General features: G+C 62.7%; 24 protein-coding genes. 11 read left to right on the top strand and 13 right to left on the bottom strand.

Translation table 11 applies throughout. From position 1 onward, the window contains the following. Nucleotides 1-15 precede the first annotated feature (15 nt). From DT069_RS18255 to DT069_RS18235, 5 genes are all read right to left on the bottom strand, one after another. The gene (locus DT069_RS18255) at nt 16-1230 is read right to left on the bottom strand and encodes a beta-ketoacyl-ACP synthase (RefSeq protein WP_119461937.1); all 1215 of its coding nucleotides are present in this window, start codon (nt 1228-1230) and stop codon (nt 16-18) included. A 29-nt stretch (nt 1231-1259) separates the two neighbouring features. Beyond that, nucleotides 1260-1712 (bottom strand): 3-hydroxyacyl-ACP dehydratase FabZ family protein, encoded by a 453-nt coding sequence (locus DT069_RS18250; protein ID WP_119461768.1) that lies wholly within the window; start codon nt 1710-1712, stop codon nt 1260-1262. Between the two features lie 80 nt (nt 1713-1792). Then, entirely contained in the window at nt 1793-2074 is a 282-nt protein-coding gene (locus DT069_RS18245) for an acyl carrier protein (RefSeq protein WP_119461767.1), read from the bottom strand. 240 nt (nt 2075-2314) lie between these two features. Further along, nucleotides 2315-3220, bottom strand: a complete 906-nt coding sequence (locus DT069_RS18240) for a lipid A biosynthesis lauroyl acyltransferase (RefSeq protein WP_119461766.1) — start codon at nt 3218-3220, stop codon at nt 2315-2317. Between the two features lie 38 nt (nt 3221-3258). Beyond that, nucleotides 3259-4248, bottom strand: a complete 990-nt coding sequence (locus DT069_RS18235) for a glucokinase (protein ID WP_119461765.1) — start codon at nt 4246-4248, stop codon at nt 3259-3261. Between the two features lie 279 nt (nt 4249-4527). Here DT069_RS18235 and pgi point away from each other — a divergent pair, with 279 nt between their 5' ends. Further along, on the top strand, nt 4528-6177 hold the full coding sequence (gene pgi, locus DT069_RS18230) for a glucose-6-phosphate isomerase (RefSeq protein ID WP_119461764.1): 1650 nt from the start codon (nt 4528-4530) through the stop codon (nt 6175-6177). 9 nt (nt 6178-6186) lie between these two features. On the opposite strand, the gene corA is transcribed toward pgi, so the two are convergent. The 5 genes from corA to DT069_RS18205 form a co-directional block, all read right to left on the bottom strand. Further along, nucleotides 6187-7158 carry a magnesium/cobalt transporter CorA gene (gene corA / locus DT069_RS18225; protein ID WP_119461763.1) on the bottom strand — a complete coding sequence of 324 codons (972 nt, stop codon included), beginning with the start codon at nt 7156-7158 and terminating at the stop codon, nt 6187-6189. A 94-nt stretch (nt 7159-7252) separates the two neighbouring features. Further along, on the bottom strand, nt 7253-8350 hold the full coding sequence (locus DT069_RS18220; protein ID WP_119461762.1) for an ABC transporter ATP-binding protein: 1098 nt from the start codon (nt 8348-8350) through the stop codon (nt 7253-7255). A 75-nt stretch (nt 8351-8425) separates the two neighbouring features. After that, nucleotides 8426-9571 carry an ABC transporter substrate-binding protein gene (locus DT069_RS18215; RefSeq protein ID WP_425450360.1) on the bottom strand — a complete coding sequence of 382 codons (1146 nt, stop codon included), beginning with the start codon at nt 9569-9571 and terminating at the stop codon, nt 8426-8428. A 32-nt stretch (nt 9572-9603) separates the two neighbouring features. Beyond that, on the bottom strand, nt 9604-10404 hold the full coding sequence (locus DT069_RS18210) for an ABC transporter permease (RefSeq protein WP_119461761.1): 801 nt from the start codon (nt 10402-10404) through the stop codon (nt 9604-9606). Beyond that, nucleotides 10401-11279 carry an ABC transporter permease gene (locus DT069_RS18205; protein WP_119461760.1) on the bottom strand — a complete coding sequence of 293 codons (879 nt, stop codon included), beginning with the start codon at nt 11277-11279 and terminating at the stop codon, nt 10401-10403. The genes DT069_RS18210 and DT069_RS18205 overlap by 4 nt, the downstream gene beginning before the upstream one ends. A gap of 285 nt (nt 11280-11564) precedes the next feature. Here DT069_RS18205 and dapF point away from each other — a divergent pair, with 285 nt between their 5' ends. The 5 genes from dapF (at nt 11565) to DT069_RS24705 (ending at nt 15321) form a co-directional block, all read left to right on the top strand. Continuing rightward, nucleotides 11565-12365, top strand: a complete 801-nt coding sequence (gene dapF, locus DT069_RS18200; RefSeq protein WP_425450359.1) for a diaminopimelate epimerase — start codon at nt 11565-11567, stop codon at nt 12363-12365. Between the two features lie 119 nt (nt 12366-12484). Beyond that, nucleotides 12485-13699 (top strand): GNAT family N-acetyltransferase, encoded by a 1215-nt coding sequence (locus DT069_RS18195; RefSeq protein ID WP_119461758.1) that lies wholly within the window; start codon nt 12485-12487, stop codon nt 13697-13699. Between the two features lie 112 nt (nt 13700-13811). Further along, nucleotides 13812-14366 carry a hypothetical protein gene (locus DT069_RS18190; RefSeq protein WP_119461757.1) on the top strand — a complete coding sequence of 185 codons (555 nt, stop codon included), beginning with the start codon at nt 13812-13814 and terminating at the stop codon, nt 14364-14366. A gap of 191 nt (nt 14367-14557) precedes the next feature. Further along, the gene (locus tag DT069_RS18185) at nt 14558-14878 is read left to right on the top strand and encodes a hypothetical protein (protein WP_119461756.1); all 321 of its coding nucleotides are present in this window, start codon (nt 14558-14560) and stop codon (nt 14876-14878) included. Nucleotides 14879-15153: 275 nt separating this feature from the next. Then, nucleotides 15154-15321, top strand: a complete 168-nt coding sequence (locus tag DT069_RS24705; protein WP_162913276.1) for a hypothetical protein — start codon at nt 15154-15156, stop codon at nt 15319-15321. 44 nt (nt 15322-15365) lie between these two features. On the opposite strand, the gene wecC is transcribed toward DT069_RS24705, so the two are convergent. From wecC to DT069_RS18170, 3 genes are all read right to left on the bottom strand, one after another. After that, nucleotides 15366-16646 (bottom strand): UDP-N-acetyl-D-mannosamine dehydrogenase, encoded by a 1281-nt coding sequence (gene wecC / locus DT069_RS18180; protein WP_119461755.1) that lies wholly within the window; start codon nt 16644-16646, stop codon nt 15366-15368. Beyond that, entirely contained in the window at nt 16627-17709 is a 1083-nt protein-coding gene (gene wecB / locus DT069_RS18175) for a non-hydrolyzing UDP-N-acetylglucosamine 2-epimerase (protein ID WP_425450358.1), read from the bottom strand. The genes wecC and wecB overlap by 20 nt, the downstream gene beginning before the upstream one ends. 155 nt (nt 17710-17864) lie before the next feature. After that, the gene (locus DT069_RS18170) at nt 17865-19592 is read right to left on the bottom strand and encodes an asparagine synthetase B family protein (protein ID WP_119461754.1); all 1728 of its coding nucleotides are present in this window, start codon (nt 19590-19592) and stop codon (nt 17865-17867) included. A 278-nt stretch (nt 19593-19870) separates the two neighbouring features. On the opposite strand from DT069_RS18170, the gene DT069_RS24700 reads away from it, so the two are divergent. The 5 genes from DT069_RS24700 to DT069_RS18150 all read left to right on the top strand — a co-directional run bounded on the left by DT069_RS24700 (nt 19871) and on the right by DT069_RS18150 (nt 26025). After that, nucleotides 19871-20263 (top strand): hypothetical protein, encoded by a 393-nt coding sequence (locus tag DT069_RS24700; RefSeq protein ID WP_162913275.1) that lies wholly within the window; start codon nt 19871-19873, stop codon nt 20261-20263. Between the two features lie 100 nt (nt 20264-20363). After that, a complete protein-coding gene (locus tag DT069_RS18165) occupies nt 20364-21305 on the top strand; it encodes a glycosyltransferase family 2 protein (protein WP_162913274.1) in 942 nt (313 codons plus the stop codon). A 6-nt stretch (nt 21306-21311) separates the two neighbouring features. Continuing rightward, a complete protein-coding gene (locus DT069_RS18160) occupies nt 21312-23000 on the top strand; it encodes an ArnT family glycosyltransferase (protein ID WP_119461752.1) in 1689 nt (562 codons plus the stop codon). Nucleotides 23001-23186: 186 nt separating this feature from the next. Further along, entirely contained in the window at nt 23187-24713 is a 1527-nt protein-coding gene (locus DT069_RS18155) for a lipopolysaccharide biosynthesis protein (protein WP_119461751.1), read from the top strand. Between the two features lie 181 nt (nt 24714-24894). Further along, complete coding sequence (locus DT069_RS18150; RefSeq protein ID WP_119461750.1) at nt 24895-26025, top strand: CapA family protein; 1131 nt, start codon at nt 24895-24897, stop codon at nt 26023-26025. The last annotated feature ends 2 nt before the right edge of the window (nt 26026-26027 follow it).

Raw genomic sequence — 26027 nt, 5'->3', positions numbered from 1 at the left:
CCGATCGTCATCACATCATTCCACCGTCTGCAGCAGCGCCATGCCCTCGCCGCGCCGGTGCCCCCAGCCGGTGACGAGGACCTGATCGACCGCGCCAACATCCCTCACCTCCAGCGGCTCCTCCGGGGCCAACGGTGCGAACAGCTTGCGCCGCTCAAGACATGAAATAGCGAGGATCAGGTTCGTGAGGAAGGCGGCCTCGACCGAATGGCCGAGCACCCCCGCCGTGCCGCGGACCGTGAGATCGACGCCCCAGCCGGCAAGATCCTGAAGGAAGCCCCTCTCCTCCCGCGTGATCGGCCCGGAGCCGCAGGCGCCGCTCAGCACCGCGAGGGCACTGTCGCGCAGTTTCGGCCGCACCGTCGCCCATTGCCGCGCCGCGTTGCTCGCCGCCGCTCCGGCGGTCCGGCCGCAACGGTCGCTCTGGATGGCCGAGAGGCGCGCCAGGGGCGCCACACCGCGCCGCACCGCATGGTCCCGCGCTTCGAGAACCAGAAAGGCGCCGGCACTGCCGAGACAGATCCCATCTCGCGGCCGATCCCACAGCCCGCGCATCGGCCCGCTCAGCAGCAAGCCTCCCGGCTGATAAATCAGATGGGTGTCCCAGCGGCTGGCATTGAAGGCCGACCCGACGAGAACAAGGTCGCCCTGCCCGGCTGCGATCCGCTCGAAGCCGATGCGCACCGCATCGACGCCGGCCGATTCCTCGCCCATGAAAGTACGGCTGGAGCCGCTAACGCCGTGCACGATCGAGATGTTGCCGGCGAAAAGGTTGGGAAGCTGCGCCAGGAAGAGGGTCGGCCGCAGCCCATTCATCAGCTGCTCGTTCAATGTCGCCTCGTTCAGCGCGGCTTGAGACGCCTCGCCGCCGCACAGGGTGGCTAGGATCTGCTCGTCGAGTTCGACATCGCGCTCGCCGCCTCCCGACGCCGCCAGCAGATGCATGCGGCTGAGCAGGTCTTCGTCTCCGGCAACACCGGCGGCTTGGAGCGCCATGCCCGCGGCATAGGTCCCGTACTGCATCAGGGGTCCCATGGCGCGCTGATCGCCCCGCCTTGGAATGTGGCGGTCGAGTTCCAACGGGCCGATCGGATAGACGTGGAAGGGCGCGAAGCTGGTGCTGTCGACCGCTTCGCCGGCCGCAGCGCCGTCGAGGCGCGCCCAGTGCTGCGCCTTGCCCTCGCCCAGGGCCGAGACAAGACCGCAGCCGGTAATCCAAACGTCGCGCATCAAAGGCCGATCCGCCTGTCCGTTCTGGCTCATTGGACGCCGAGCCGCCTCGCGTGATCGCGCATCAGATCGCGGAACGCATCCGAGGGGAAGGGCATCGTCCGGAACCGCAGCTCCGCCTCGGCGATGGCCTTGCCAGCCAGCTCGATGCGGCCGCGGGTTACGGCGTAGCCCGAACCCTCATGCTCGAGGATGGCGGTCACGCTCAACGCCGTGCCGGGTTGCACGAAGCTCCGGAGCTTGGCCGTCTTGATCTCGGCCAGGAAAGGCATCCGCGAGAAGCCGTTGCTCGCGAGGAGCAGATGCCCGGAGGTCTGCGCCATCGACTCCACCAGCAGGACACCGGGCATGATCGGATAACCCGGAAAATGCCCCTCGAAAATCGTGGAAGTCTCCGGCACCGTCGCCCGACAACGGATTCGCCCCTCGGTCGGCGCAAATTCCTCCACCGCATCGATAAGTTGAAAATAATCGATGCGCATTGACCGTTATCGCCCGGCGGCCGACTTCACCGGCACTCCGGCAGGCCGCTTTGTCGCCGCAGCGGTCGGATGCTCAGTCGTCACGCGCCCTTGGCCGCAACCAGTTCATCGATCCGGTCACACAGGTTTTTGAGGATGAAATAATGCTCCGCCGCGACCTTGCCTTCGTTCACATCCTGCATCCAGCGCTCGATCGGCAGCTTGATCCCGAAGCGCTTGTCGATGGCGAAGGTGACGTCGAGGAAGTCCAGGCTGTCGATCCCGAGGTCGTTGATCGTGTGCGACTCCGGTTGGAGTTCCGAGCGGTCGATGTTGCAGACATCGGCGATGATGTCGGCGACCGCGTCGAACGTTTCGGCCATATGCTCTCGTCCCCGCGAAATGACTAGCTTTCGAAATAACTGGCACCCTGTGGCTTGATGCCGATGACTGCCCCCTCTTCGGTATCAAACCACAAATTCTATGACCGAATGAGCCGATTCACGCAATGTCTGGGAGCCAAGCATGCCGATCAGACCACTCGCGGAAAAACTTTAGGCAACTCGTCTCCGAATCGCAATGTTCCTGCCGCGCGAACACATCGAGAGGGCCTGTTAGGCACTCTAAGAGCGCCAGCGGTTATGAAGCCACAGCCATTGCTCCGGCCGCTCGCGGATCCAGCCCTCGAGCATCGCGGTGGCTTCGGCCATGATCGCCGCGATGTCCGCGTTCGCGTCCTCCGTTCGCGGCACCGGGAGGGGCGGCGAGAGGGTCACCCGGAAACGGGCGCCGCCGAGCCGTTCGACGCGTGCGCCGTGAACCGGGCAGTCGAACCGCCGCGCGAGCTTCGCGAGGACCGTAGCCGTCAGCGCGGGCTGACCGAAGAAGGGAACCGGGATGCCGCGACGGAACCGCTGATCGATCAGCATTCCAATATGTCCCCCCTTCTCCATCACCCTCACGGCGCCGATCGCGCCCTCGAGGCCGCTCGCGATCAGGCCGCCCATCGCGGCGCTGCGGATCTGGCGCACCAGCTCCGCAGCGTAGGGATTGTTGGGCGGGCGATAAAGCGACGCGACGGAGAGATTGTGCCGCGCTGCGCCGACGGGCAGCAGCTCCCAGTTTGCGAGATGGCCGGAGAAGATCAGACCGGGGGCGCCGTCGTCGCGCAGAGCCGCGAAATGTTCGAGCCCGACAAATTCGACGCGGCGTTTCGCACCCGTCGATTCCTCCGTGTAATCCCAGATCTTGGTGAGGTGCGGATATTCGGCTGTGGTGCGCCCAAGATTGTCCCAGACGCCGCGCAGAATGGCTTCGATCTCCGCTTTCGATTTCTTCGGAAAGGCCTGTGACAGGTTGCGACGCCCGGTGTTGCTGACCGGCAGCCGCGGCCCGATGGTGCGGGCGATCGAGCCGCCGATCGCCGACGCCGCGTCGATAGGCAGCAGCCGCGCCAGCCCGAACAGCGCATGCAGCAGAATTGCTTCAAGGCGGTAGCCGATCCGCCGCCACAGGGTTGAACGACGCACCCCTAGAGTCTCTTACGAGTCGACAAGGGTACGGCCCGTCATGCCGAAACCGCCGGAGCAAGAAGCGCGATGGCGGAGCCGATCAGAGCCGGATAACGGGCGCTGATGACATAGGTGGGAATGGCGGCGAGATAGTCGGCGAATCGCCCCTTCTCCTCGAAGCGCTGACGGAACGCCGACCGCTGGAAGAAGGCGCCGAGCTTCGGCACGATCCCGCCACCGATATAAACGCCGCCACGGGCGCCGAGGGTCAGGGCCAGATTGCCCGCCGCGGTGCCGAGCGTGCCGCAGAACATATCCAGCGCTTCGCTGCAGATCGGACAGGACCGCTCCATCCCCCGCTTGCTCACATCCCTCGGCGACAGCGGCTCGAGCGCCTGGCCTGTCAGCTCGGCGAGCGATTCGTAGAGATTGACCAGCCCCGGACCCGAAAGCAGCCGCTCCCACGAGACATGGCCATAGCGTCGCTTGAGCATGCGGGCGACATCCATCTCCCGCTCCGTCACCGGCGAGAACGCCGCATGGCCGCCTTCCCCGGTGAGGGCCATCCACCGATCGCCCGTCTTGATCAGCCCTGACACGCCCAGCCCGGTGCCCGGTCCGATGACCGCGAGGGGCGCATCCGCCGTCGGGCTCCCCTCGCCGACTTTCACCAGATCTTCCATGGGCAGAACCGGCAGCGACAGGGCCAGCGCGGTGAAGTCGTTCAGGATGTCGAGCCGGTCGAGGCCGAGGACCTGCCGCGTTTCGGAAATCGAGAACGTCCAGGGATGGTTCGTCAGGGACAGGCGGTCTCCGGTCGGCGGTGCCGCGATTGCAATGGCCGCCACGCGCGGCCGCGGTTCCGGAACTCGTGCCAGATAAGCCTCGACCGCGGCGGCAAGGCCCGGGTAGTCGGCACACCGCAGGCTGGCAACGTCGCGCAGCGCGGCCGACCGATCTCCGGCCGCGACGAGACCAAAGCGCGCATTGGTGCTTCCAACGTCGCCGACCAGCCAGCATGCATCCGAGGAAACGTTTGAACTCATCAGTCAAAGCCCGTGAAAAGGCCCAGCGGCCAGGGCGGTACTATGGGGTCAACAAACCAAGCGATCGGATTTGCCGCACCATCCCATTGCTGTCAATGGCCGAGCGGCTGAATCGTTGCGCAATTTTTTCTTTGCCGTGGTCGATCGCCTCCCTACTCTGAACAATCATCGACAGTGATAACACCAGCCGACCGACGTTGGGCCGCAAACGGGGGCCGCAAACAGGACATGCGGGCGTGGCGTCGGTTGTTCCGTTCGTGTGCAACGAGAGGAGATAAGATGTCGGTGCTGACGCAGTCCCCCGGTTGGCAGGCCTTGCAGGCCCATCACAAGACGATAGCGCGGGTTCAGATGCGCGATCTATTCGCCCAGGAGCCGAACCGCTTCGAGCGGTTCTCGCTCCAAGTCGGCGACATCCTGCTCGACTATTCCAAGAACAGGATCACGACGAAGACGCGGTCGCTGCTGCTCGACCTGGCGCGCGAGGCGGACCTGCCGGACTGGATCGAGCACATGGTCGGTGGCGAGCGGATCAACACGACCGAAGGGCGCGCGGCGCTCCATATCGCGCTCCGCAACCGAAGCAACCGCCTCATCGCCGTCGATGGACAGGACGTGATGCCGGCCGTCAATGCGGTCCTGTCGCGGATGCAGGCGTTCAGCGAGACAGTCCGGTCCGGCGCCTGGGCGGGCTATGCCCAGGGCCGCATCACCGATATCGTCAATATCGGCATCGGCGGGTCGCATCTCGGGCCGGAGATGGTCTGCGAGGCGCTTAAGCCCTACGGTTCGGCGGAACTCAGCGTCCATTTCGTCTCGAACGTCGACGGCGCGCAGATTGCGCAGACATTGCAACGGCTGAATCCTGCTTCGACCCTGTTCATCATCACTTCGAAGACCTTCACCACGCAGGAAACGCTGGCGAACGCCCGGACTGCCCGGAGCTGGTTTCTCGAGAACGGCGGCGACATGGCGTCGCTGGCGCAGCATTTCGTCGCCGTGACCAACAACAAGGATGCGGCCGCCGCATTCGGAATCGACCCGCAGCGGACCTTCGAGATCTGGGATTGGGTCGGCGGCCGCTATTCGCTCTGGTCGGCCGTCGGCCTGCCGATCGCGCTCGCCGTCGGATTCGAGCGGTTTACCGAACTGCTCGACGGTGCGCATTCCATGGACGAGCATTTTCGGACGGCGCCGCTGCACGAGAACATGCCTGTGCTGATGGGCCTTCTCGGCCTCTGGTACGGCAGTTTCTTCGGCGCGGAGACGCTCGCCGTGCTGCCTTACGACCAGACCCTGCATCGCTTTCCCGCCTTCCTTCAGCAGCTGGACATGGAAAGCAACGGCAAGCGCGTCACCCGCGACGGTGAAGCAGTCGACTACGCGACCGCGCCCGTCGTCTGGGGCGAGCCCGGAACCAACGGTCAGCACGCCTTCTTTCAGGCGCTGCATCAGGGCGGCAAGCTGATCCCCGCCGATTTCATCGCGGCGGCGGAGAGCCATTATCCGATCGACCGGCATCATGACATGCTGCTCGCCAACTTCTTCGCGCAGACCGAAGCGCTGATGCGGGGCAAGACCGCCGCCGAGGTTCGGGCGGAGCTTCAGGCCGGCGGCCTGTCGGGCGACGCCTTGGAGCGGCTCCTGCCGCACAAGCTCTTTCCCGGCAACCAGCCGACGAACTCGATCCTTCTGCGCAAGCTCGATCCCGGCACCCTGGGCGCGCTGATCGCCCTCTACGAGCACAAGATCTTCGTTCAGGGCATGATCTGGCGGATCAACTCGTTCGACCAATGGGGCGTCGAGCTCGGCAAGCAGCTCGCGACCGTTATCCTCGCGGAGCTGGAAACGCCCGATCCGGTCTCCAGTCACGATTCGTCGACCAACGGCCTGATCAACGCCGTCAAGGAGATGCGCGACGGCAGCTGACCGCGCACGCTAGAGCCAGCCGGAGCGCCGGAAGCGGTAGTAGAGATAGCCGCATATTCCGACGATTACGGCGATCGTCACCGGATAGCCGAAGCGCCATTCGAGCTCCGGCATGAACACGAAATTCATGCCGTAGATTCCGGCGATCGCGGTCGGGACGGCGAGAATCGCCGCCCAGCCGGCCAACTTCTTCATAACCTCGTTCTGACGGACAGAAGCGAGATGAAGATTCGCCTCCAGCGCCACGGTCAGCTCGTCGCGGAGTGCATCGATGCCCTCGTTCACGCGGATCGCGTGGTCGTGGACATCCCGGAAATAAGGCCGCATCTCCTTGTCGATCAGCGGCAGGTCGAAGCGCGCCAGGCGATTGCACATCTCCAACAGTGGTGACACGGCACGCCGCAGCGTCAGCAACCGGCGTCGCAGATCGTGAACCCGCTTGACGTCGTCGCTCTCGAATGAGGCCTCGAAGACGCTGTCCTCGATCACGTCCACCTTGGCCTCGAGCGCGTCGACGATCGGAAAGTAGTTGTCGACAATGAAATCCATCACGGCGTAGAGGACGAAATCCGAGCCCTTTTTCAGCAGTCGAGGCGTGCTCTCGCAGCGCGAGCGAAGCTCAGCATGGGAGATCGACGGGCCATGGCGGACGGTGACCACATAATTCCGGCCGACGAAGATATGCGTTTCGCCGAACAGGATCTTCCCGTCGACGAGCTGGGCCGTACGCATGACGACGAACAGCGAGTCGCCGTAAACCTCGATCTTGGGTCGCTGATGCGCGCGGTGCGCGTCCTCGATGGCAAGGTCATGCAGGCCGAACTGTGCCTGAACCTTGCGCAGCAGATCCGCATCCGGCTCATGCAGGCCGACCCAGACGAAATGCTCGGCCGAGCGGACAATCTCCCCGATCTGATCGAGCTCCGGACTGGCGATGCGCCGCCCATCCTTATAGGCGGCACAGTCGATCACCATGTCCATTGGCGCACGGCTCCCCCGCTTCGGCTTGCACCACTGAAGAGTAGCACAGGCTGGGTCAAGTCGCACCGACCCCCTCGCGTCCGGATCAACGGAATCAGTGACCGATCCGGAGTCCCTTGTCGTCCAACAGAACGCAGTCTTCCGGCGCGATCGAGACCTGCACCCGGTCCCCTTCGCGAAAGATCTGCCGATCGATCGTGTTGATCGCGTGGACGCCGATCTCACCTTCGATGACATAGGCCGCCATGCCGCCGAGATAAGCGACGCTTTGCACGCGCCCATCGAACAGGTTGGGGCCCGTCTCGTGGCCCGGCGGACGAACCATCACGCGATGGGCGCGGATCACCGTCTCCACCGCCTGCCCCAGCTGCGCGCCGGCGCCGTTGCGCACCAGAATTTCGCCGCCGCCGGAGAGCCGGACCGTCGCACCGCTGTTCGCCACATCAATGATCTGGCCGGGAAGAAGGTTCGATTGGCCGAGGAAGTCGGCGACGAAGCGCGATGCGGGCCAGCGATAGACTTCCTCGGGTGCGCCGGCCTGCTCGATGCGCCCATGGTCCATCACCACGACGCAGTCCGAAAGGGCGAGCGCCTCCTCCTGATCGTGGGTGACGAATATGGTCGTGATGCCGAGAGTCCGCTGGATCGATTTGAGCTCGACGCGCATCTCCTCGCGCAGATTGGCGTCGAGCGCCGACAGCGGCTCGTCGAGCAGCAGCACGTCGGGCTCGATGACGACCGCGCGGGCGAGCGCGATGCGCTGCTGCTGACCGCCCGACAGTTCGGACGGCAGCTTGCTCTCGACTCCGGGCAGACGGACGACATCGAGCGCCCGCTTCACACGCTTCTCGATCGCCGCCTTGTCGACGCCGCGATATTTCAGGCCGAAGGCGACATTGTCGAACACCGTCTTGTGCGGGAACAGCGCGTAGTTCTGAAAAACGAGGCCGATGTTCCGCTTATGGATCGGCACATCGTTGACGCGCCTTCCCTTGATGATGATCTCGCCGCCCAGCGCCGGTACCAGTCCGGCGATCGCGCGTAGAATGGTCGTCTTGCCGCAGCCGGACGGGCCGAGCAACGTCACGAACGTGCCGGTCGGCACGGTCAGGTCGACGTCCTTGACCGCGATGAAACCGCCATAGCCGAGCGTCACCCGTCTCAGCTCGACGGTGGGCTCCCCCTGCGTCATGTTATTGTGATCCCTCGATGATCGAAGTGCGGCGCCGACCGGAACGGCGGCCGGCGCCGCGCATAGTTGGCTCGGTTACGCGCCCTTGGCGATCCGATTCCACTGCTTCTCCCACTCATCGAAGTGGGCTGCCCAGTAGTTCGGATCGGCGAAGGTCAGGTTCTTCATCGTGCCGGTGGGATCGAACGCCGGCAGATTCTTGATCTTCTCGGTCAGGGTCACCTTCGTCGGATCAAGGGCGGGCGGATAGTTCTGCCCCTCGGCGACAGCAATCGCGACGTCGGGCTCGAGCATGAAGTTGACCAGTTCCTCGCATTCCGCCATCGGCGCGCCCTTGAGGATCAGCATATCCTCCATCCAGGCCATGCTGTTCGGCGGGTCGAGATAGCCGATCGGGAAGCCTTCCTGCTGCAGGTGGGCGATGCGGCCGGACCAGCCGTCGGTGACCACGATCTCCTCGCGGCTGAGCAGGTCCATCAACTCGGCGCCGGATCCCCAATATTTCTTCACCAGCTCGCGCTGCTCGCGCGCCTTCGCCCAGACGGCATCAATGTCCTCGATGTTGTTCGGGTCCTGCCCGGTCTGCAGGGCGCCGTACCAGACGCGCGTCGACATCTGGTCGAGAGCACCGATCTTGCCCTTCAGTTCCGGCTTGATCAGCAGGTTGGCGCCAAGTTCCTCGGCCTCCTCCTTGGAGATGTACTTGGTGTTGTAGGCAATGCCGGTCGTCCCGTAGTCGTAGGGCGCCGCGGACAACCCCTCCGGCGTCACCTTGCGGAACGGCTCGATGAGCGCCGTCATGACATATTTCAGGTTCGGAACATTCGCCTCGTTGATCACCGACGTGAAGCCGAGATCGGCATAGCGCTTGTACCACTCGATGCCTGAGCTATGGATCACGTGAAGGGCACCGGGCTCGCTCGCCTTCACCTTGGTCAGCACGTCGATCTCGTCGCCGAAGGTTCCCTCGACGACGGTGCGGCCGGTCTTCGCCTCATAGGGATCGAAGGCGTGCTTGCGCAACGCTTCCGACACGATGCCGCCCCAGCCGTCGAAGCGCACCTCCGAGACGGCGGCAAGCGCTGTCCCGCTCCACCGGGTCATGATGCCGGCGGAAGCGCCGGCGGCCGCGATCAATCCAAGAAAGGTGCGGCGCTCCAGCCCGCCGTTCCCATATCGCTCGACCAGACGCTCGAGGCGCTTCGTGGTGTCCATCTTCATTCTTCCCTCCATTCGTTTTTGGTTATCGTGGATTAGCGTTGACCTCGGCCCACATAGCGGGCAAGCGCGGCGCCGATAACAGGCAAACCGACCGTGACGACGATCATCAGCGTGCCCAATGCATTGATTTCCGGGCTGATCGAATTGCGGAGCATCGAGAAGATCTGCGTCGGCATCGTCTCGACACCCGCCGGCCTCCAGAACATCGTCGCCGTGACATTATCGAACGAGATGGTGAAGGCCAGCAAGATTCCCGCCAGCACCGCCGGCATCAGAAGCGGCAGCGTGACCTCGCGAAAGGTCTGGAAACGGTTGGCGCCGAGGCTCAGCGCAGCCTCCTCATAGACGCGCTTGATCCCGATCAACCTAGCCTGAACCACCAGCACGACGAACGGCAGGGTGAGCATGACATGGCCGAGCAGCAGCAGGACAAGGCTCCGCGGCTGCTCGAGCCAGCGCAGGAACAGCAGAAGGCCGACCGCAAGCACCGTCTCCGGGATCAGAACCGGCGAGATCAGCAGCGTGTTGATCCATTCCTTGCCGCGGAATTCATAGCGCACCAAGGCCATGGCGGCGAGGATGCCGAGCAGCGTACAGATCAGTGCGCTGAGCGCGCCGATGAGCAGCGACGTCCGGAGCGCACGCAGCACCATGTCGTTGGCGGCCAGCTCCCAGAACCAGCGAAGCGTGACGCCCTCCATCGGAAAGCCACCGAACTGCGCCGGATTGAATGACAGCAGCACCGTCACCGCGATCGGCGCGAACATGAAGAGATAGACGAGAACGGTGAACGCCTTGACCGCTCGCCAGCCCCAGCCGCCCTGCCCGTTCATCGGCTGAGTCCCTTATAAATCCGGCTCAACCCCATATAGCGGCTGTAGATCGCGGCGATGGCACCGAGCAGGATCAGCAGCACCATGGAAAGCGTCGCCCCCATCGGCCAGTTCAACTCGGCCATCACGGCGTCGAAGACCAGATTGCCGAACAGGAAGTTGCTCGGGCCGCCCAGGATCAGCGGCGTCACATAGCTCCCCGCCGCGAGCACGAAGCAAAGCAGACAGCCAGCGGCCAAGCCCGGCAAGGACAAGGGCAGCGTCACCTCGCGAAAGGCCTGCCAAGCGGTACAGCCGAGCGTGCGGGCCGCCGATACGAGATTGCGGTCGATGCCCTCCAGGCTGACATAGACATTCAGGATCATGTAGGGCAGCAGGAAGTGAATCATGCCCATGATCACCGAGCCCTCGTTGTAGAGCATCGGGATCGGCTCCGATATGAGGCCGAGCCAGCGCAACGTCGCGTTGATCGCCCCTTGCTCGCCGAGGATATGGATCCATGACAGCGTGCGGATGATGAAGCTGATCCAGAACGGCAGGATGAGCAGCAGCAGCAGCATCCATTTGCGCCGAAAACGCGACATCGCGATGCAATACGCCGCCGGATAGCCCATGAGGGCGCACATCACCGTCGTGATCGCGGCGATCCGCGCCGTCTGCCAGATACCGTAGTGATAATAGCCGTCGGTGAAGAACTCGGCCCAGTTGCCGAGATAGAAGTCCGGCTGATCGCGCCCGTTTCCGAGATAAACATGAAAGGAATAGGTGAACATGATGATCATCGGAATGACCATCAGCACCGCGAGCGTGATCAATGTCGGTGCCAACAACAGCCAGGGCCGCCGACGTTCGGCGACAGTCAGCGCGTCTGACATGATATTCTTGATATTCTTAGGCGAGGCATTATTCGCGATCCTAGCAGCAAAGCGATCCGCAATGCAATTTAGCTGCTGATATCGGATGATCGGTAGCGACTTTTCATTGAGAGCCCGGGTGACACGCATGGCAAGGAGACTGGCAGCCAACGGCGGGAACGTGCAGACTACTCCCAAGGCTGTGCGACGGCGCGGCTGCCTTGGGGAGAAATGCGATTGACGTCCGGCAATAGGGAAACGCCCTCGATGAGGCGGATAATCAGACGCGACCGTGAGTTCCTGAAGATGCACGGTCTGCGCAACGACTTCGTGATCGTCGACGGGCGCAACGATCCCTTTCGCCCGAGCGTGCCGGAGATCGTTCGGATCTGCGACCGTCACGGTGGCGTGGGCGGCGATCAACTGCTGGTGCTGGAACACCCGCGCGCGGCCGGGGCCGATGTCTTTCTCCGCATCCTCAATGTGGATGGGCGCGAGGCCGGAATGTGCGGCAACGCAACCCGTTGCGTGGGCTGGCTGCTGATGGAGGAAACCGGCCGCGACGAGGTCATTATCGAAACCATCGCCAGACTCCTGCACTGCACTCGGACCGGGGCGATGTCGGTGTCGGTCGATATGGGCGCCATCGAGACCGACTGGCGAGCGCTGCCCTTGAGCGAGCCGCGTGACACGCTCCATCTCGGATTGACCTCCGGGCCGCTGCGGGATCCCGTCGGCATGAGCATAGGCAATCCCCACGCGGTATTCTTCGTCGACGACCTTAATGCCATCGACATTCCGGCTTATGCCCCGGCTATTCAGAACCACCCCTTGTTTCCCGCGCAGGCCAATGTAGGAGTGGCGCAGATCCTCGGCCCCGATGCGATCCGGCTTCGGGTCTGGGAGCGCCCCGGCATCCTGACGGAAGCATGCGGATCGGGTGCCTGCGTGGCCGCCGCCGGCGCGCGGGCGCGCGGCCTACTTGCCGCCGACGAAATCGAGGTCCGCATGCCCGGTGGCGCGGTGCGCATCACGCTTACCAGCCAGGGGGAGGCCATCATGGATGGCGAAGTCGCACTCGCTTTCGGCGGCTGGCTGCCGTCGTGAAGCCTGCCCTTCCGATCCGAAACGGGGACATTCCTCCTGATTTGCCGTAAGAGTTTTATGGGCCAGCGGAAGGTTCGACTCGAAATGTCACGGGATTTCGCCTCCCGGCCGCGGAACCGATGACGGGGGAGCCGATGCGGAAGCCGGAAACGCGGAAGAATCGCGGACTCTTCCCGGCCGCTTTCGGCAGGTTCACGCTGACGCTCGAACCAGCCCCGGACCCTGCAACGCTGAAGGCGTTTTGGCTCGATCTCGAACGCCGTGCGGAGCCGTCTTTCTTCCTGTCCTGGACGTGGATCGGCTGCTGGGTTCGCACTCTACCGCCGGAAACGAAACCCTGGCTCCTGATCTTGCGCGATGGCTCGTCCATCGTCGGGCTGGCGTTGTTCGTCTCGCGATGCTGTCGCCGGCTGGCCCTGCTGCCGATGCGCCGATGGTGGCTGCACGAGACCGGCGACCCGCTAGCCGACATCCTGACCATCGAGGACAATGGCATTCTTCTGGCACGTGATTGCGGAAGCGACCTGCCCTGCATCATCCTAGGCTGGCTTCTCGAAAACCTGCCCGGATGCGACGAGATGATCCTCGGCGGCATCGGGCCGGAACTCGAGCTTGCCGCCGGGTGCGCCGCCACTGCCGCCGGCTTCGCGCCGCGGATACTCAGCGAGACCGTCCGCCCCTATGTCGATCTGAGTGCGGCACGCGGCCAAGGACACCGCCTCGGGCATGATGGGGACGACGACTATCTTGCCCTGCTCGGCCGCGGCACACGCCATGCGGTACGCCGCGCGGTTCGCCTGTACGAGGCCTCCGGCCCGCTGCGGTTCAGCGTCGCCCGAGATTCGGCCGAAGCCCTGGATTATTTCGCCCGGATGAAGCTGCTGCATCAGGCGCATTGGCGCAGACGGGGCCAGCCGGGCGCCTTCGCCGCGCCCGTCTTCGAGCGGTTTCATGATGGGCTGATCCGCGACGGCGTCGCGGCCGGCTCCGTCGAGCTCTGCCGCGTTTCCGCAGGCGACCGTGAGATCGGCTATCTCTACAATTTCACCTGGCGCGGGTGGGTGCATGCCTACCAGAGTGGTTTCGCCTATGACAAAGACAACCGCCTGAAGCCGGGCCTCGTGAGCCACTATCTGGCGATCCGTCATGCGCTTGACGAGGGACGGCTCGTCTACGACTTCATGGCCGGGGATGGGCAGCACAAACGCAGCCTGTCGACGCACGCCACGCGCCTAGTGTGGCTCGCCCTGACGGCCGAAGGCTTGCCCCGGAAGGTCGAAGGCGCCCTACGGCGGCTGAAACACCGCCTTTTACGACCACCGAAGCGTACTTGACGAAAATCGCAACTAATTCGTAACTAGAGGCTAACTAGAGATAAGATCCAGATCAAACTGCGCTCGACAACGCTAGCGAGAGCAGCCGAACACCATTGAGGGGGTCGAAATCTTGGCGGAGAAGTCTCTGGAGGAGATCGTTGGCGAGGTTCGGCAGCTGACTGGCAGCTTGGCCTCCGCGCGACTGGTCGGCGCGGACGGAGATTCGGCCGGCTCCGACCCGGAGCAGATGCGCATCCGCGCCGCGCGCCTCATCGACGAAGCGCTCGGCGGCCATCTGCAACAGGCGCTGAGCCGCATCGAAGCAGATCATCGCAAGAACCTGAGCGATCTATGGCGCGATCAGGCTACGGTCCTCGGCCGTCTCTGCGACGAGCTCGAGCAAGCAGTAAAGTCGCGGCCGCAGGATGAGCGGGCACTGGAGGAGCGCGTCGCGGAGGTCGCCGTAGCATCCGTCGAGCGAAAGCTGCTACCCGAAATCGAAAATCTCAACCTGGTTCTGCATCAGCAGCAGGCGGATCTTTTACAGTTGATCGACAGGCCGCGCCTGCTCACATCCTCCGCGACGATCTGGCTGGTGGGTGTCGCCTTCGCATTCATCGGCGGGGCGCTGTTCGCGCCGGAGCTCGGCCAAGTGCTGGAGGCGGCGGTCGGAGCATTCGGCTAGCTCCCGATACCTAATACCCCGATGGCAGGAGTCGGAAATCTTTACAAATTCCTTCGAACGATGTTACGAATTTAGAAATTTTCGCGTCCTGTGAAGAGGTTGTGAGATTGGCGCAAAAATTGCTTCGGACGCTATAGATGGGTTATGGACACAGGGAACCGCTTGGGGTCCGCTCACCTCGAGGGTACGATATGCCGACTGCAGATTTGGCGAACGAGGACTTGGCCCAGGAGCTTTCCGAGCGATGGGTAAAGCAACTGGAAGACCAGGACTGGAGCAAACGCCTTTACCTCATAAACGATTTATATGAGTACATGCGGGACACGATTCCGGATTTTGACGTGTTCTGCGACGTATTCCCTCATACCATTGCGAAGATACTTTATCGTCTTGGACCCTCGGAAATCACCTGCGCGGAGCAGGCGCATATCCTTGCGAACTCGGGTGACGCGAAACATCGTGACTTGGCGGGCGAATGGTTTCGCAAACACCGTCAACGTTCAACCAGCTAGCAGCGGTGAATTTCCCTGATGTCGCGACCGACGCGTTCTGTAAAGAACCGCGACGGAGTCGTCGATGGAATTTATCAAGAACAGGTCCGCTCTCAAGCCTCAGCATAGAGGACCAACAGGAGCGCGAATTTGCCACAAAAATGATACGGCTGTGACATCTTGACGACCCACGCTAAAGAATAGACAATATTTGTGTTGGGTCGGTCGTCTATCTACTAAGTGTTGTGGTTGACGGTCTCGAGCGCGGCATAAAAAGAATAACTCGGGAGGGATGAATGCGCCGGCAAATGCAAGCGGCACTATCATCAAATCGGGAACGCGTCCCGGCGCTCGTCTATGCGGACCAGGAGTTCGCAGCTTGGCGCAAGGTGAAGGGGGCGAAATTCATTTCAGCGATCGCCCTGCTCTTCTGGGGGCTGCTGTTTCTGATCATCTTCGCCTGAACGCCGACGGTCCGCTAATCGCTGACTGGGCCGGATGCGACAAATCAGTTCGGGCGTTCTACGACGGCCAGCCGATCACGCCAGAAGCCGCGCGTGTCGATCACGATTTTGTTTAGCAACTGCGCCGCCTCCACCGAGCGGAAGGCGTTGTGATCGACCAGAAGCACGGCGATATCGGCCTTCTCGAGCGCGGCGCGCACATCCATAAATTCCAGACCGTCCTGTCCGGCGAGGGCGGGCGGCAGCGACTCGATATGAGGTTCGACAGCGAGAACCTTGCCGATGCGCTCGGAAACGATCTGCCCGACGATATCGACCGCCGGGCTCTCGCGCAGGTCGTCGACATTCGCCTTGTAGCTCAAGCCCAGGCAGGCGATGACCGGGTCCTTGAAGCGCTCGGCATGGCGCCGAATCTTCGCCACTACCTGATGCGGCTTGCCGTCATTGACGTCGCGCGCCGTCCGGATCAATCGGGCCACCTCGGGGACGCTGTCGACGATGAACCAGGGATCGACCGCGATGCAATGGCCCCCGACACCCGGACCGGGCTGCAGGATGTTGACCCGGGGATGACGGTTCGACAGCTCGATGACGCGCCAGACGTCGACGCCGAGCCGATCACAGATCATTGACAGCTCGTTGGCGAAGGCGATGTTGACGTCGCGATAGGCGTTTTCGGTCAGCTTGACGAGTTCGGCGCTGCTGGCGTCGGTCAGGAAGCAGGAGCCTTTGACGAAGGTCTTGTAGAGCTCGTTCGCGCGCGCCGCGCAGGTCGCGGTCAAGCCGCCGATGATCCGGTCGTTCTCGACCAGTTCGAGAACCATGCGGCCGGGCAGGATGCGCTCGGGGCAATAGGCGATCCGGATATCCGAACGCTCGCCCGCCTCGTGCGGGAAACTGAGATCGGGCCGCAGTTCGGCGAGGCTCTTGGCGAGCTGCGCCGTCGTTCCGACCGGCGAGGTCGATTCCAGCACCACGAGATTGCCGGCTTCCAGAACCGGGGCGATCGAGCGGACCGCCGCGTCGATATAGCTGAGATCCGGCCGCTTGTCCGCGGTCAGCGGCGTCGGCACGGCGACGATGAAAGCCTCGGCCGGCTCCGGTTTGGCCAAGGCCCGGAGTCGGCCGGTCGTGACCGCGGCGCGGACCAGCATGTCGAGATCGGGTTCGATGAAATGCACATGGCCCTGGTTGATCAGGGAGACCGCGCGATCATTGACGTCCACGCCGACCACCTCGATACCGCGGCTGGCGATCGTGGCCGCCGTCGGCAGGCCGATATAGCCCAGGCCGATGACGGAAATCTTACTGAATTGGTGCCGCACGAAGAAGCTCCTTGGCTATACGATCGCTGGCGTGTCCATCGCCATAGGGGTTATGCGCCCGCTGAACCCGGCTATAGGCAGCCGCGTCATCCAGCAGCGCCGTTGCTGCTTTCACGATTCGGTCAACGTCGGTCCCGACCAACTGCACGGTACCCGCCGCCACCGCTTCGGGTCGCTCGGTGACCTCGCGCATGACAAGCACAGGTTTCCCGAGCGACGGCGCCTCCTCCTGAACGCCGCCGGAATCGGTGACGATCAGATATGAACGGTCCATCAGATAGACGAACGGCAGGTAATCCATCGGCGCGATCAGATGCACGCCCGGTCGATCCCCGAGCCACCGGTGGACCGGCTCGCGGACATTGGGATTGAGATGCACCGGATAGACGATCTCCGTATCCCCCCGCTCCGCAAGCTTGGCGAGGGCCTCGCAGATCCGGTCGAAGCCATCGCCGAAGCTCTCGCGTCGATGTCCGGTGACGAGGATAAGCCGCTTGGCCGGGTCCAGGAAAGTAAATTGCTCAGCGCATTCTGCGGCCAGGGCAGGCTCGCTGCGCAACCGCCCGACCGTATGCAGTAGGGCGTCGATCACTGTATTGCCAGTGATCAGGATTCGACGATCCTGCAACCCTTCACGCAGCAGGTTTGCCTGCGCACTCTCGGTCGGCGCGAAGAGAAGGTCGGCCATGGCGTCGACCACTTTGCGGTTCATTTCCTCCGGCCAGGGGCGCGCCAGATCGCCGGTGCGCAGACCCGCCTCGACATGGCCGACCGGGATCCGCTGATAGAAGGCGGCGAGCGTCGCCGCCATCGCCGTGGTCGTGTCACCATGGACCAGGATACGGTCGGGCCGCTCCGCCTCCAGCAGCGGTGTCAGGCCATCGAGCACGGCGGTGGTGATGTCGCTCAGGCTCTGGCCGGCCTTCATGATGTTCAGGTCGTAGTCCGGCGTGATGTCGAACAGCCGCAGGACCTGATCGAGCATCGACCGGTGCTGGGCCGTCACGCAGACACGGCCGTCGATGGACGGGCTCGCGGCGAGCGCACGGACGACGGGCGCCATTTTGATCGCCTCGGGGCGCGTCCCGAAAACAGTGAGGACTTTCAACATTCAGGCTATGTCTGGCCGCTGACCGCGTTCCAAGTTCCGGCGGGGAGCCTGATCGGAAGAGGCCGCAACGTCAAGATGGTTGATAAAGCACAAGGATGACAGCCCCCTCACGACCGGGACGGCGTGGCCGCCGGCTCCAGAAAGGGCGAAAGTACCTCCTGCAGGCGCCCCTCCTGCACCCAATGCCAGGCCCGCCAATGGAACAGCAGCCGCTCCGCCGCCTTGCCCAACAACTCCTGGTCGGGGATCTTGGCGCCAGGCTCAAGGAACGGATCGTCCGGCGCCCGCAGCAGAGGGCTGTCCAAGAACCGCGACCGTGCGTAGGAGAAAGGAAACGCGCCGGAGGGGACGAACCGGCGAATGACATTCGGATGCATCGCCGCCCGGCGCGCCGCCACCGCGAGAACACGGTTATAAAGGAAGCTCACCGACCAGGGCGAGGGCCGGACCAGACTGTTCCCCGAGAGGATCGGGACCGCGAGAGCGGCCGGGAAATGTCGCCTGAAGAGATCGAGATAAAACCGATTCTGCTTTCGGGCGTCATAGGACAGGGTGCCGGCGATATCCCAATAGGCCCGCGTCATTCCCGGCGTGAACGCCCTGACGCGGTTCTCGTAGACCTTGTAGGGATTGATGGAGGTCCGGTTGCGCATCCGATTTCGGACGATGAACTCGGAGACGCCGAACCCGTCATCCGCGTATTTGCTCATTTCCGCCTGCAAGTCGGTCCGGAAACCTTCATACATCGCCTCCACGGCTTGCCTCCGGAAGAGGACCGCCGCGGCGCGCCAGATCGGCGCGTCCCGGCCCTTGCACTCCTGCGCGAGATAGGCCTTGAACCCGCCCGGCGGCTGATGCGGCACGGTCAGCGTATAGCCCGGCACGACGCCCTCCCAAACGGCGCTGTCGCCAACGAACTGCGCAATTTGAGAGATAAAAAGGTAAAGACTTGGTGTCGAGGCATCGCTCGCGACGAGGTAGTCGAGAAAGGCTTCGGACGAAAAGAAATGCTGGCTGGAGAAGACGCGATCATAGGGTAGCTTCGCCCGCCCGGCGATTGCGGCGGCCAGCCGCCCGTCGGCATCCAGGAACTCGTCGCGGTGGGAGACGATCGTGGCTCGGGGGGTCAGCGCGGCCTCCTTCAGCAGGAACAGGATGAGGCGGGAATCGAATCCGCCGCTCAGCAGCACCGTGCCAGGATCGCCATATTTGGCGTATTCGGCCACGCTGTGGCGCAAGCCCTCGACAAGGCCGTCGCCGTCAGCGGTTTCCGAGGAACGCGACCCGGCGGGTGTGGGCCAGCGCCAATATTGCTCTTGCTCCAAACGGTCGGCCGCGACGTCATAGACAAGGATCGTGGCCGGCCGGACCCGCTCGACGCCTTCGATCAGGGTCCGATCGCCGATCGTGTGGCCGAGAGCAATGAAGGCGCCCCAGCCAGCCGGATCAGGCGCGCCCGGCATCGCCCTCATATCGCTCGACAGCCGGAGTTCCCCCGGCCCACGGCGCAGATAGAGCGGCTTGAATCCGAGAAAGTCGGTGACGGCGACCAACTTCCGGTTCGCCGCGTCCCAGTAGAGGGCGGCGAAGGCGCCGTTGCATTGCGGCAGCCAGCGCATCGCGTCACGATAGTCGCGGATCTGGGAAAAGTCCGGAATATCGAGCGGCGTCCCGGTCATCGCGAGAAGATTGCCGTCCCGTTCCTCGAATAGGCCCTGAAGGCAGCCGATGCTGCCGCCGTCGATCGACCGGACCTCGCATTCACCTGCGGTGAGAGCCTGCCGCGCGAGCATCCGCTCCGTGTCCGTCCCACCGATGTGGACCGCGATCTTCATTGCCCCCTCATCCGCCGATCATCCAGGTTCTCCGAACGCCAACCACACTGGCCAGGTTCCGAAAATTTCCGGGATTCGAGAATTTGCCGGTTCGTCTTGGAATCCCTAGCAGAGACTGATGAACTTTCCTCGCGGAAGAGGCGTTTACCATCGTCGATCCCGTATCGCTACGGCATGGACCGCTCCCTTTCCGCCGGCCAATGGTCTTCGCTTTCCGTTGATTTCCAGTGTACTGTGCCCGCTTTGATAGCCGTTCCACTTCCTGTTCGGATTGCGCCGTGAATTCGGAACACGCCCTATCGCCTGCTGGTGCCTTCGGCGTCACGCCGGCTTGGGTACAGACAACGGCTGTTTTCGCTCTCGCATTGTCGGTTTTCTTGGTCAGCCTAGATCAGCTCCTCCATTTCGACGAGTTCTATCATATTCTGGCTGAACGCTCCTGGGCGGCAGACGGCGAGATGCGTATCGCCGAGGGCGTCTACACGCGCGGGTGGCTTTACACCACATTCCTGGGTTGGTGGTTCAGTCTGTTCGATGACGATCTCGTCATCACGAGGCTCCCTTCGGCGTTGGCAATCGGCCAGTGGGTGGCCAACCCATTCTCTGGACCCGCCGGCGCATGCTCGCATGCCGTCGAGACCGGCAAGCCGGGGCTTATGGGGCCGTCATGACGAGCGGACTAGAGAGCTGGAAGCCAACCGGAGCCGCCGTTCGATTGCATATGAAACAGGTGCATATGCAACGGGATTTGATCCGGATGGGCGTGCGGTCGTGACTTCGGAACGCTCTTCATCGCCCGCTGTCGCCGTCAGCGTCATCGTGCCGGTCTATAACAGGGAAAAGCTGATTGCGGATACGCTCGAATCTCTGCTCTCGCAGCGGTTCGACGGCTTTGAAGTGATCGTCGTCGATGATGGGTCCACCGATGGAACGGCCGACATCGTCAAGACATTCTCGGATCGCGAGAGACGGATCCGATATGTCCCGCAGGAGAATGCCGGGCCTGGTGCGGCGCGGAATCGGGGAATCGGGGAGGCATGCGGCGCGTGGATCGCCTTTCTGGATTCAGATGATCTTTGGGAACCGGACAAGCTTTCGAACTTCGCCACGGTCGTCGAAGCGAACCCAAGGATCGATTTCCTACACACGAATTGGCAGGCACTCTATCTCGACGGAACAAGAAGCAAACCCCGTGATACGAAGAACTTCGACGCTCTTTCCTCGAAAACTCATTTGTTAAGTTCATTTTCTCTAAAGACATCCACTATTATGCTCCGAAGGGACCTTCTTGACCGAATCGGCGGGTATTTCTATACGGATTCGCCGCTCTATGAGGATTTTCATCTGTTCTGGCGGGCGGTGATGGAGGCAAGCGCCATCGGATACGTCCAAAGCTGCGATACCGTCGTGGTTCAAACGAAAAACAGCCTGGGACGTTCGCTTACGCCGGAGACGAACACCAAAGCCAAGATCTTCGCCATGGACAGGGTGCGGCGGTGGATCGAGGAGAGATCGCTTCCATCGGACTATTCCCGAATCTTCACCATGCGGATTTATCGTGAGTTCCAGGTATTGTTCCGGCTCCTGATTCGGGCGAAGGCGTTCGCCAGCCTGCGTCAAGAGTTCGGGAACTGCTCGCGGCTGCTCTCGCCGGCGCGAGCGGCCCGGGCGTTGGTCTCATCCGCCGTCGACGAACTGCGGCAGAGCGCCTGACGATCGATGTCGGAGCGCGATATCTCGCCGGCGCAGATCGGGGCTCAGATTTGGGTTCAGGCAACCATCGTCTTCACGGCCGCGCTGTTGATCCGCTTGGTCAACTTGGATCACGACGCCCATATCGACGAGTTCTTCCATGTTTTGGCGGCGCGGTCCTGGCTGGCGGAGGGCACGCTGCGGATCGCCGACGGCATCTATGACCGCGGAGCGCTCTATACGATGGGGCTGGGCTGGTGGTTCGGGCTGTTCGGCGACAGCCTGATCAGCGCCCGGATTCCCTCGGCACTTGCCGGCAGCCTCTGGGTTGCGGCCGTTTTCCTGTGGACTCGCGCGGTCGCCGGCAGCGGCGCCGCCTGGATCGCCGCCGCCCTGTTCGGCTTGGCGCCCGCCGCGATCTGGCTATCGCAGTTCACCCGCTTCTACACCGTCCACGGCCTTCTGTTCTGGCTCGGCGCGGCCGGAGTCTACCATCTGTTCGCCCACCCGTTCCGGCGCGCGAACATCCCGGCTCGCGCGGCCGTTGCCATCGGCACGGCCGTCTGCTTCGCGATCGCCACGCATCTTCAGGTGACGACGCTGATCGGCATTCTCGGAATCGGCCTTTGGGTCGCCTATGAGCTGGCCACCGCATGGCTTCGCTCCGGCTACTCCCGCCCTACCCGTCTGCTTGGGATCGCGGCATTGGCCGGCGCCGCGGTGCTCGTCGCTGTCGTCCTGGTCTATAGCGGTTTGGCCGAAGACCTGTTTCGCAGTTACCGCAGCGTGGCCTACTGGAATCGCGTGAATCAGGATTACCCGGGCTTCTACTTCAATCTCTTCCTGGAGCAGTATCCCACGTTGTGGCCGCTCCTGCCTGCCGCGGCACTGGCGGCCATCGCCGCCCGGCCGCAGCCGGCGCTGTTCGCGAGCCTCGTCTTCGGCACTGCCTTCGTTCTGCACTCTTTCGCCGGCAACAAGCTGGAGCGATATATCTATTACGCGATGCCGTACTTCTTCGTGATCTGGGGCATCGCCCTCGCCCACTGGCTGCCGGCCTTCGGCCGCGGCCTGAATGCCGCCGCCGACCGGACGCTGAGCGCATTGGAGATCGGCGATCGAACCTGGATCCGGCGTCCGGCCCGGTGGACGCTGCTCGCAGTCGTCGCCGCGTTTCTGGTGCTTGGCAATCCGGCCTTTACCCAGACGTTCGGCGAGCTGCTCCAGCCGCCGGAGCCGGAACGGACCGAGGCCTGGACCACGCTCCGCGAGGAACTCGCGCCCCTGATCGAGAGCGTCGATGTCCTCGTCACCACCGACGAATTGCGCTCGCTCTATTATTTCGGGCGCTCCGACATTCTGGTAAACAGAATCCGCCTCATGGAGACGCCGAACCCGGCGGAGTTCAAGGACGATCCACGCACCGGCCGGCCGATTATCAGCGCGACGGAGTCGGTGCGACTGGTCCTGGCTTGCTATCCGACCGGCTTGTTCATTTCGAACGAGTACTACTGGCGCAGCCCGGAAGGCCTGACCGATGCGGCGGCCGATCTCCTCGTCGCGCAGGCTGAGCCCATTGTCCTGCCGCTCGACGTCAAGCTGCACGTCTATCACTGGAGAAACACAGAGCAACCCGCCCCGGTCGCGTGCAACAAACTGCCCGGCATCACCGATCCGGTTGAGGCGCCGTCGCCCACCACCGCACCGGCGTCGTGAGGACTCATCGATTATGCTCGGCCGAATGGACTTCGAACCAACGGCGACATTATCAATCGGACAGGGATTCTGTAACTCCCGCATGCATATGTTAAAGATGCCTGCTGGTTAAAGATGCCTGCTGGCCCCTATTCACGGCCTATTAAACATTCCGACCCCGATACCAGTCCGAGCCGATAGGCCATCATGACGAGCAGACCCGAAAGTCAGAAGCTGACCGAAGCCGCCGTTCGGCCACACATGATCCGCGGCTCGATCTGGATGGTCGTGATGCGCTGGAGCATTCGCGCGATCGGGCTCGTCAGCACGATCATTTTGGCCCGACTCCTGACTCCGCAGGACTTCGGCCTCGTTGCGATGTCGATGCTGTTCGTCGGCCTGATCGAGATGATGGGAGAAACCGGGCAGCAGGCGGCCCTGATCCGGCACCCCAACCCGACGCGGGAACATTTCGACTCCGCCTGGACGACCCAGGTGCTCGTCGGCTTGGTCCTCGGCACGACCGTGGTTCTGGCCGCCCCGCTGGCCGGCATGTATTTCGATGACCCGCGCGCCGTGCTGCTGGTCCAGATATTCTCGCTTCGCGTCTATCTGATCGGATTCGAGAACATCGGGACCGTTCTGTTCCGCAAGGAACTCGATTTCGCCAAGGAATTCCGGTTTGGCGTCTACAAGAAGCTTCTGTCGTTCGTCACCACGCTCGCCCTTGCCTTCTATCTGCGGAGCTACTGGGCGCTTGTCGGCGGAATCGTCTTCGGCCAAGTCTTCTCGGTCGCGCTCAGCTATCTGCTCCACCCCTATCGCCCACGCATCTGCTTCACGAAGATCCGAGAGATCTGGCATTTCTCGTTCTGGAGTTGGGTCATGACGATGGGCGGTTATCTCCATAACCGGCTTGACCAGTACACGGTCGGCGCCATCGCCACATCGGGTCTGATGGGCTTCTATCAGATCGCCGTCGAACTGGCGAAACTGCCCAGTGACGAGTTGATCCGTCCTCTCCAACGCGCCCTGTTCCCAGCATACTCCAAGCTCAGCCACGATCCGAAACAGCTGCTCGACGCCTATTTCAATGTCCTGTCCGTTATCGTCATCGTGGCCGCGTCGACATCAGCCGGCATCGCCCTGATTGCCGAGGATCTGGTGTATGTTCTTCTGGGACCTCAATGGATCGATGCCGCTCCGTTCATTTTCTGGCTCTCCCTCGCAGCGGGCGTGTCCGCCTACAGCCATAGCGTTTTCCTGATCCTGGGCACACTGGGTCACATCCGATACGCCGCATTACAGGCTTGGTGGCGCCTGATCGTCATGATCCCGGTTTTGGCCGCCGCCGCTTATTACGTCGGTCCGGAAGGTGTGGCCGCCACCTACCTCGCGGGAGTCGTGCTGCTCATGCCCACCTACTTCATCCTCCTGAAGTCGGTGCTTCCGTTCTCTGTCCGGCGGCTCTTTAGTTTCACTTGGCGCCCGCTGATCGCCGCGCTCGCGATGGCCGTTGTCGTTCAGAAACTTCCTGTGGATCTCTCGGACCTGGAGCCTGCGCTGCGGCTCGCAATCAAAGTTCCGCTCGGTGCCGCGACCTTTGTTGCATCGCTAGCGTTGCTCTGGGTCGTTTCGGGACGGCCATCAGGGGCGGAGCGTGCGGGGCTTCAATATCTCGGCACGCGCCTGGCCGCGCTGAAGCCCCGCAAGCGTAGCGCCCCTAGTCTTTAACCATCCCGCTTTAAGGTTAAGTATTCTGAGGACGCCTTCAACTAATGAATTCAAATTTTCTTTCTTTTGATTGGGTAGAAATAACAGTTTTACTTTTCACCTATATCCGATACCAAAGCCGCACTAATCAACGATCGTTCAACGAACGCCAGCACGAGCCGGCAGCTTGCAGAGCCCAACCATGACCTCATCGTCGAATCCCGCATCAATCACAATCGGATTTGTCGGCGATGTCTTTCTGGGCAGGGCCGTTTGGGATCTCGTGCAAAGGCGAGGACCGCGGGCACCTTTCGCCGCAATGCTGCCACTCCTCGAACAGTTCGATCTCACGGTGGGCAATTTCGAGCTCTGCCTCTCCGATGGCGCATTCGAGGAGGTGAGAGGGCGCCTTGTCGTTCCGCATGACCAGGCGGAGACTCTCAAGCACTCGGGAATCGAAATCTTCAGCCTAGCGAACAACCATATCATGGACTTCGGCGCACGCGGCCTGCAGGCGACCGCCAGTTTCCTGCGGGAGAACGGCTTTCGCTTTTTCGGCGCGGGTTCCGACCTCGCGGAGGCCGAGAAGCCTTTGATCCTTACCTGCAAGGGCAAGAGGATCGCCTTCCTTGGCGCCTGCGATGCGTCCCTCTTCTATGCTGACCGAAGCCGCCCTGGCATCGCTCCCCTGATGCAGCGACGTCTCGTGCGCCGGGTCATCGCTGCCAAGCAGATCGCCGATATCGTTATCGTGATCCTTCATGCTGATCTTGAGTTCGTCTCTCATCCCGCTCCGTTCCGTCAACGGCTGTCGCGTCGTCTAATTGACTTGGGTGCGACGATGGTCATTCAGCACCACCCGCACGTCGTCCAAGGCCTGGAAGCCTACAAAGACGGCCTGATCGCCTATTCCCTGGGGAACTATGTCTTCCCGGTGAAGGGGAATTCTTATCAGGAGCGTCGCCCGGGAACATCCGACAGCATGCTCCTGGCAGTCACATTGAACATCCACGGAGACGACGTCCGGATCGAGATGGATCCTATCCCATTGCGGATCGACGACGATGGGTGCCCGGTACCGTGCGACGCGACTGAGGCCGAACAGCGAAACCATGCGCTGAAGCGCCTATCGGAGGAAACGAGTCATCCGGCGCTGGTACGACGAAGCCGCTTCACTTCCTGCAAATCCGAAGCAAAGAGTGCTTTCATGGGCGTGTACTACGCGCTCGCCCGCAAGGATGCCGGTGGCGCGCAGGCACAGCTGAAGGGCTTGCTGACACGGCCCGAGAACTGGCGCTGGATGGCCGGCCTCCTGTCGGGCGGACGCTATTAGGC

Source organism: Virgifigura deserti (genome assembly GCA_003576685.1).
Taxonomy (GTDB): Bacteria; Pseudomonadota; Alphaproteobacteria; order Dongiales; family Dongiaceae; genus Virgifigura; species Virgifigura deserti.
The sequence above is the reverse complement of the archived record's forward strand: the minus strand, read 5'-3'. Positions and strand labels throughout refer to the sequence as shown.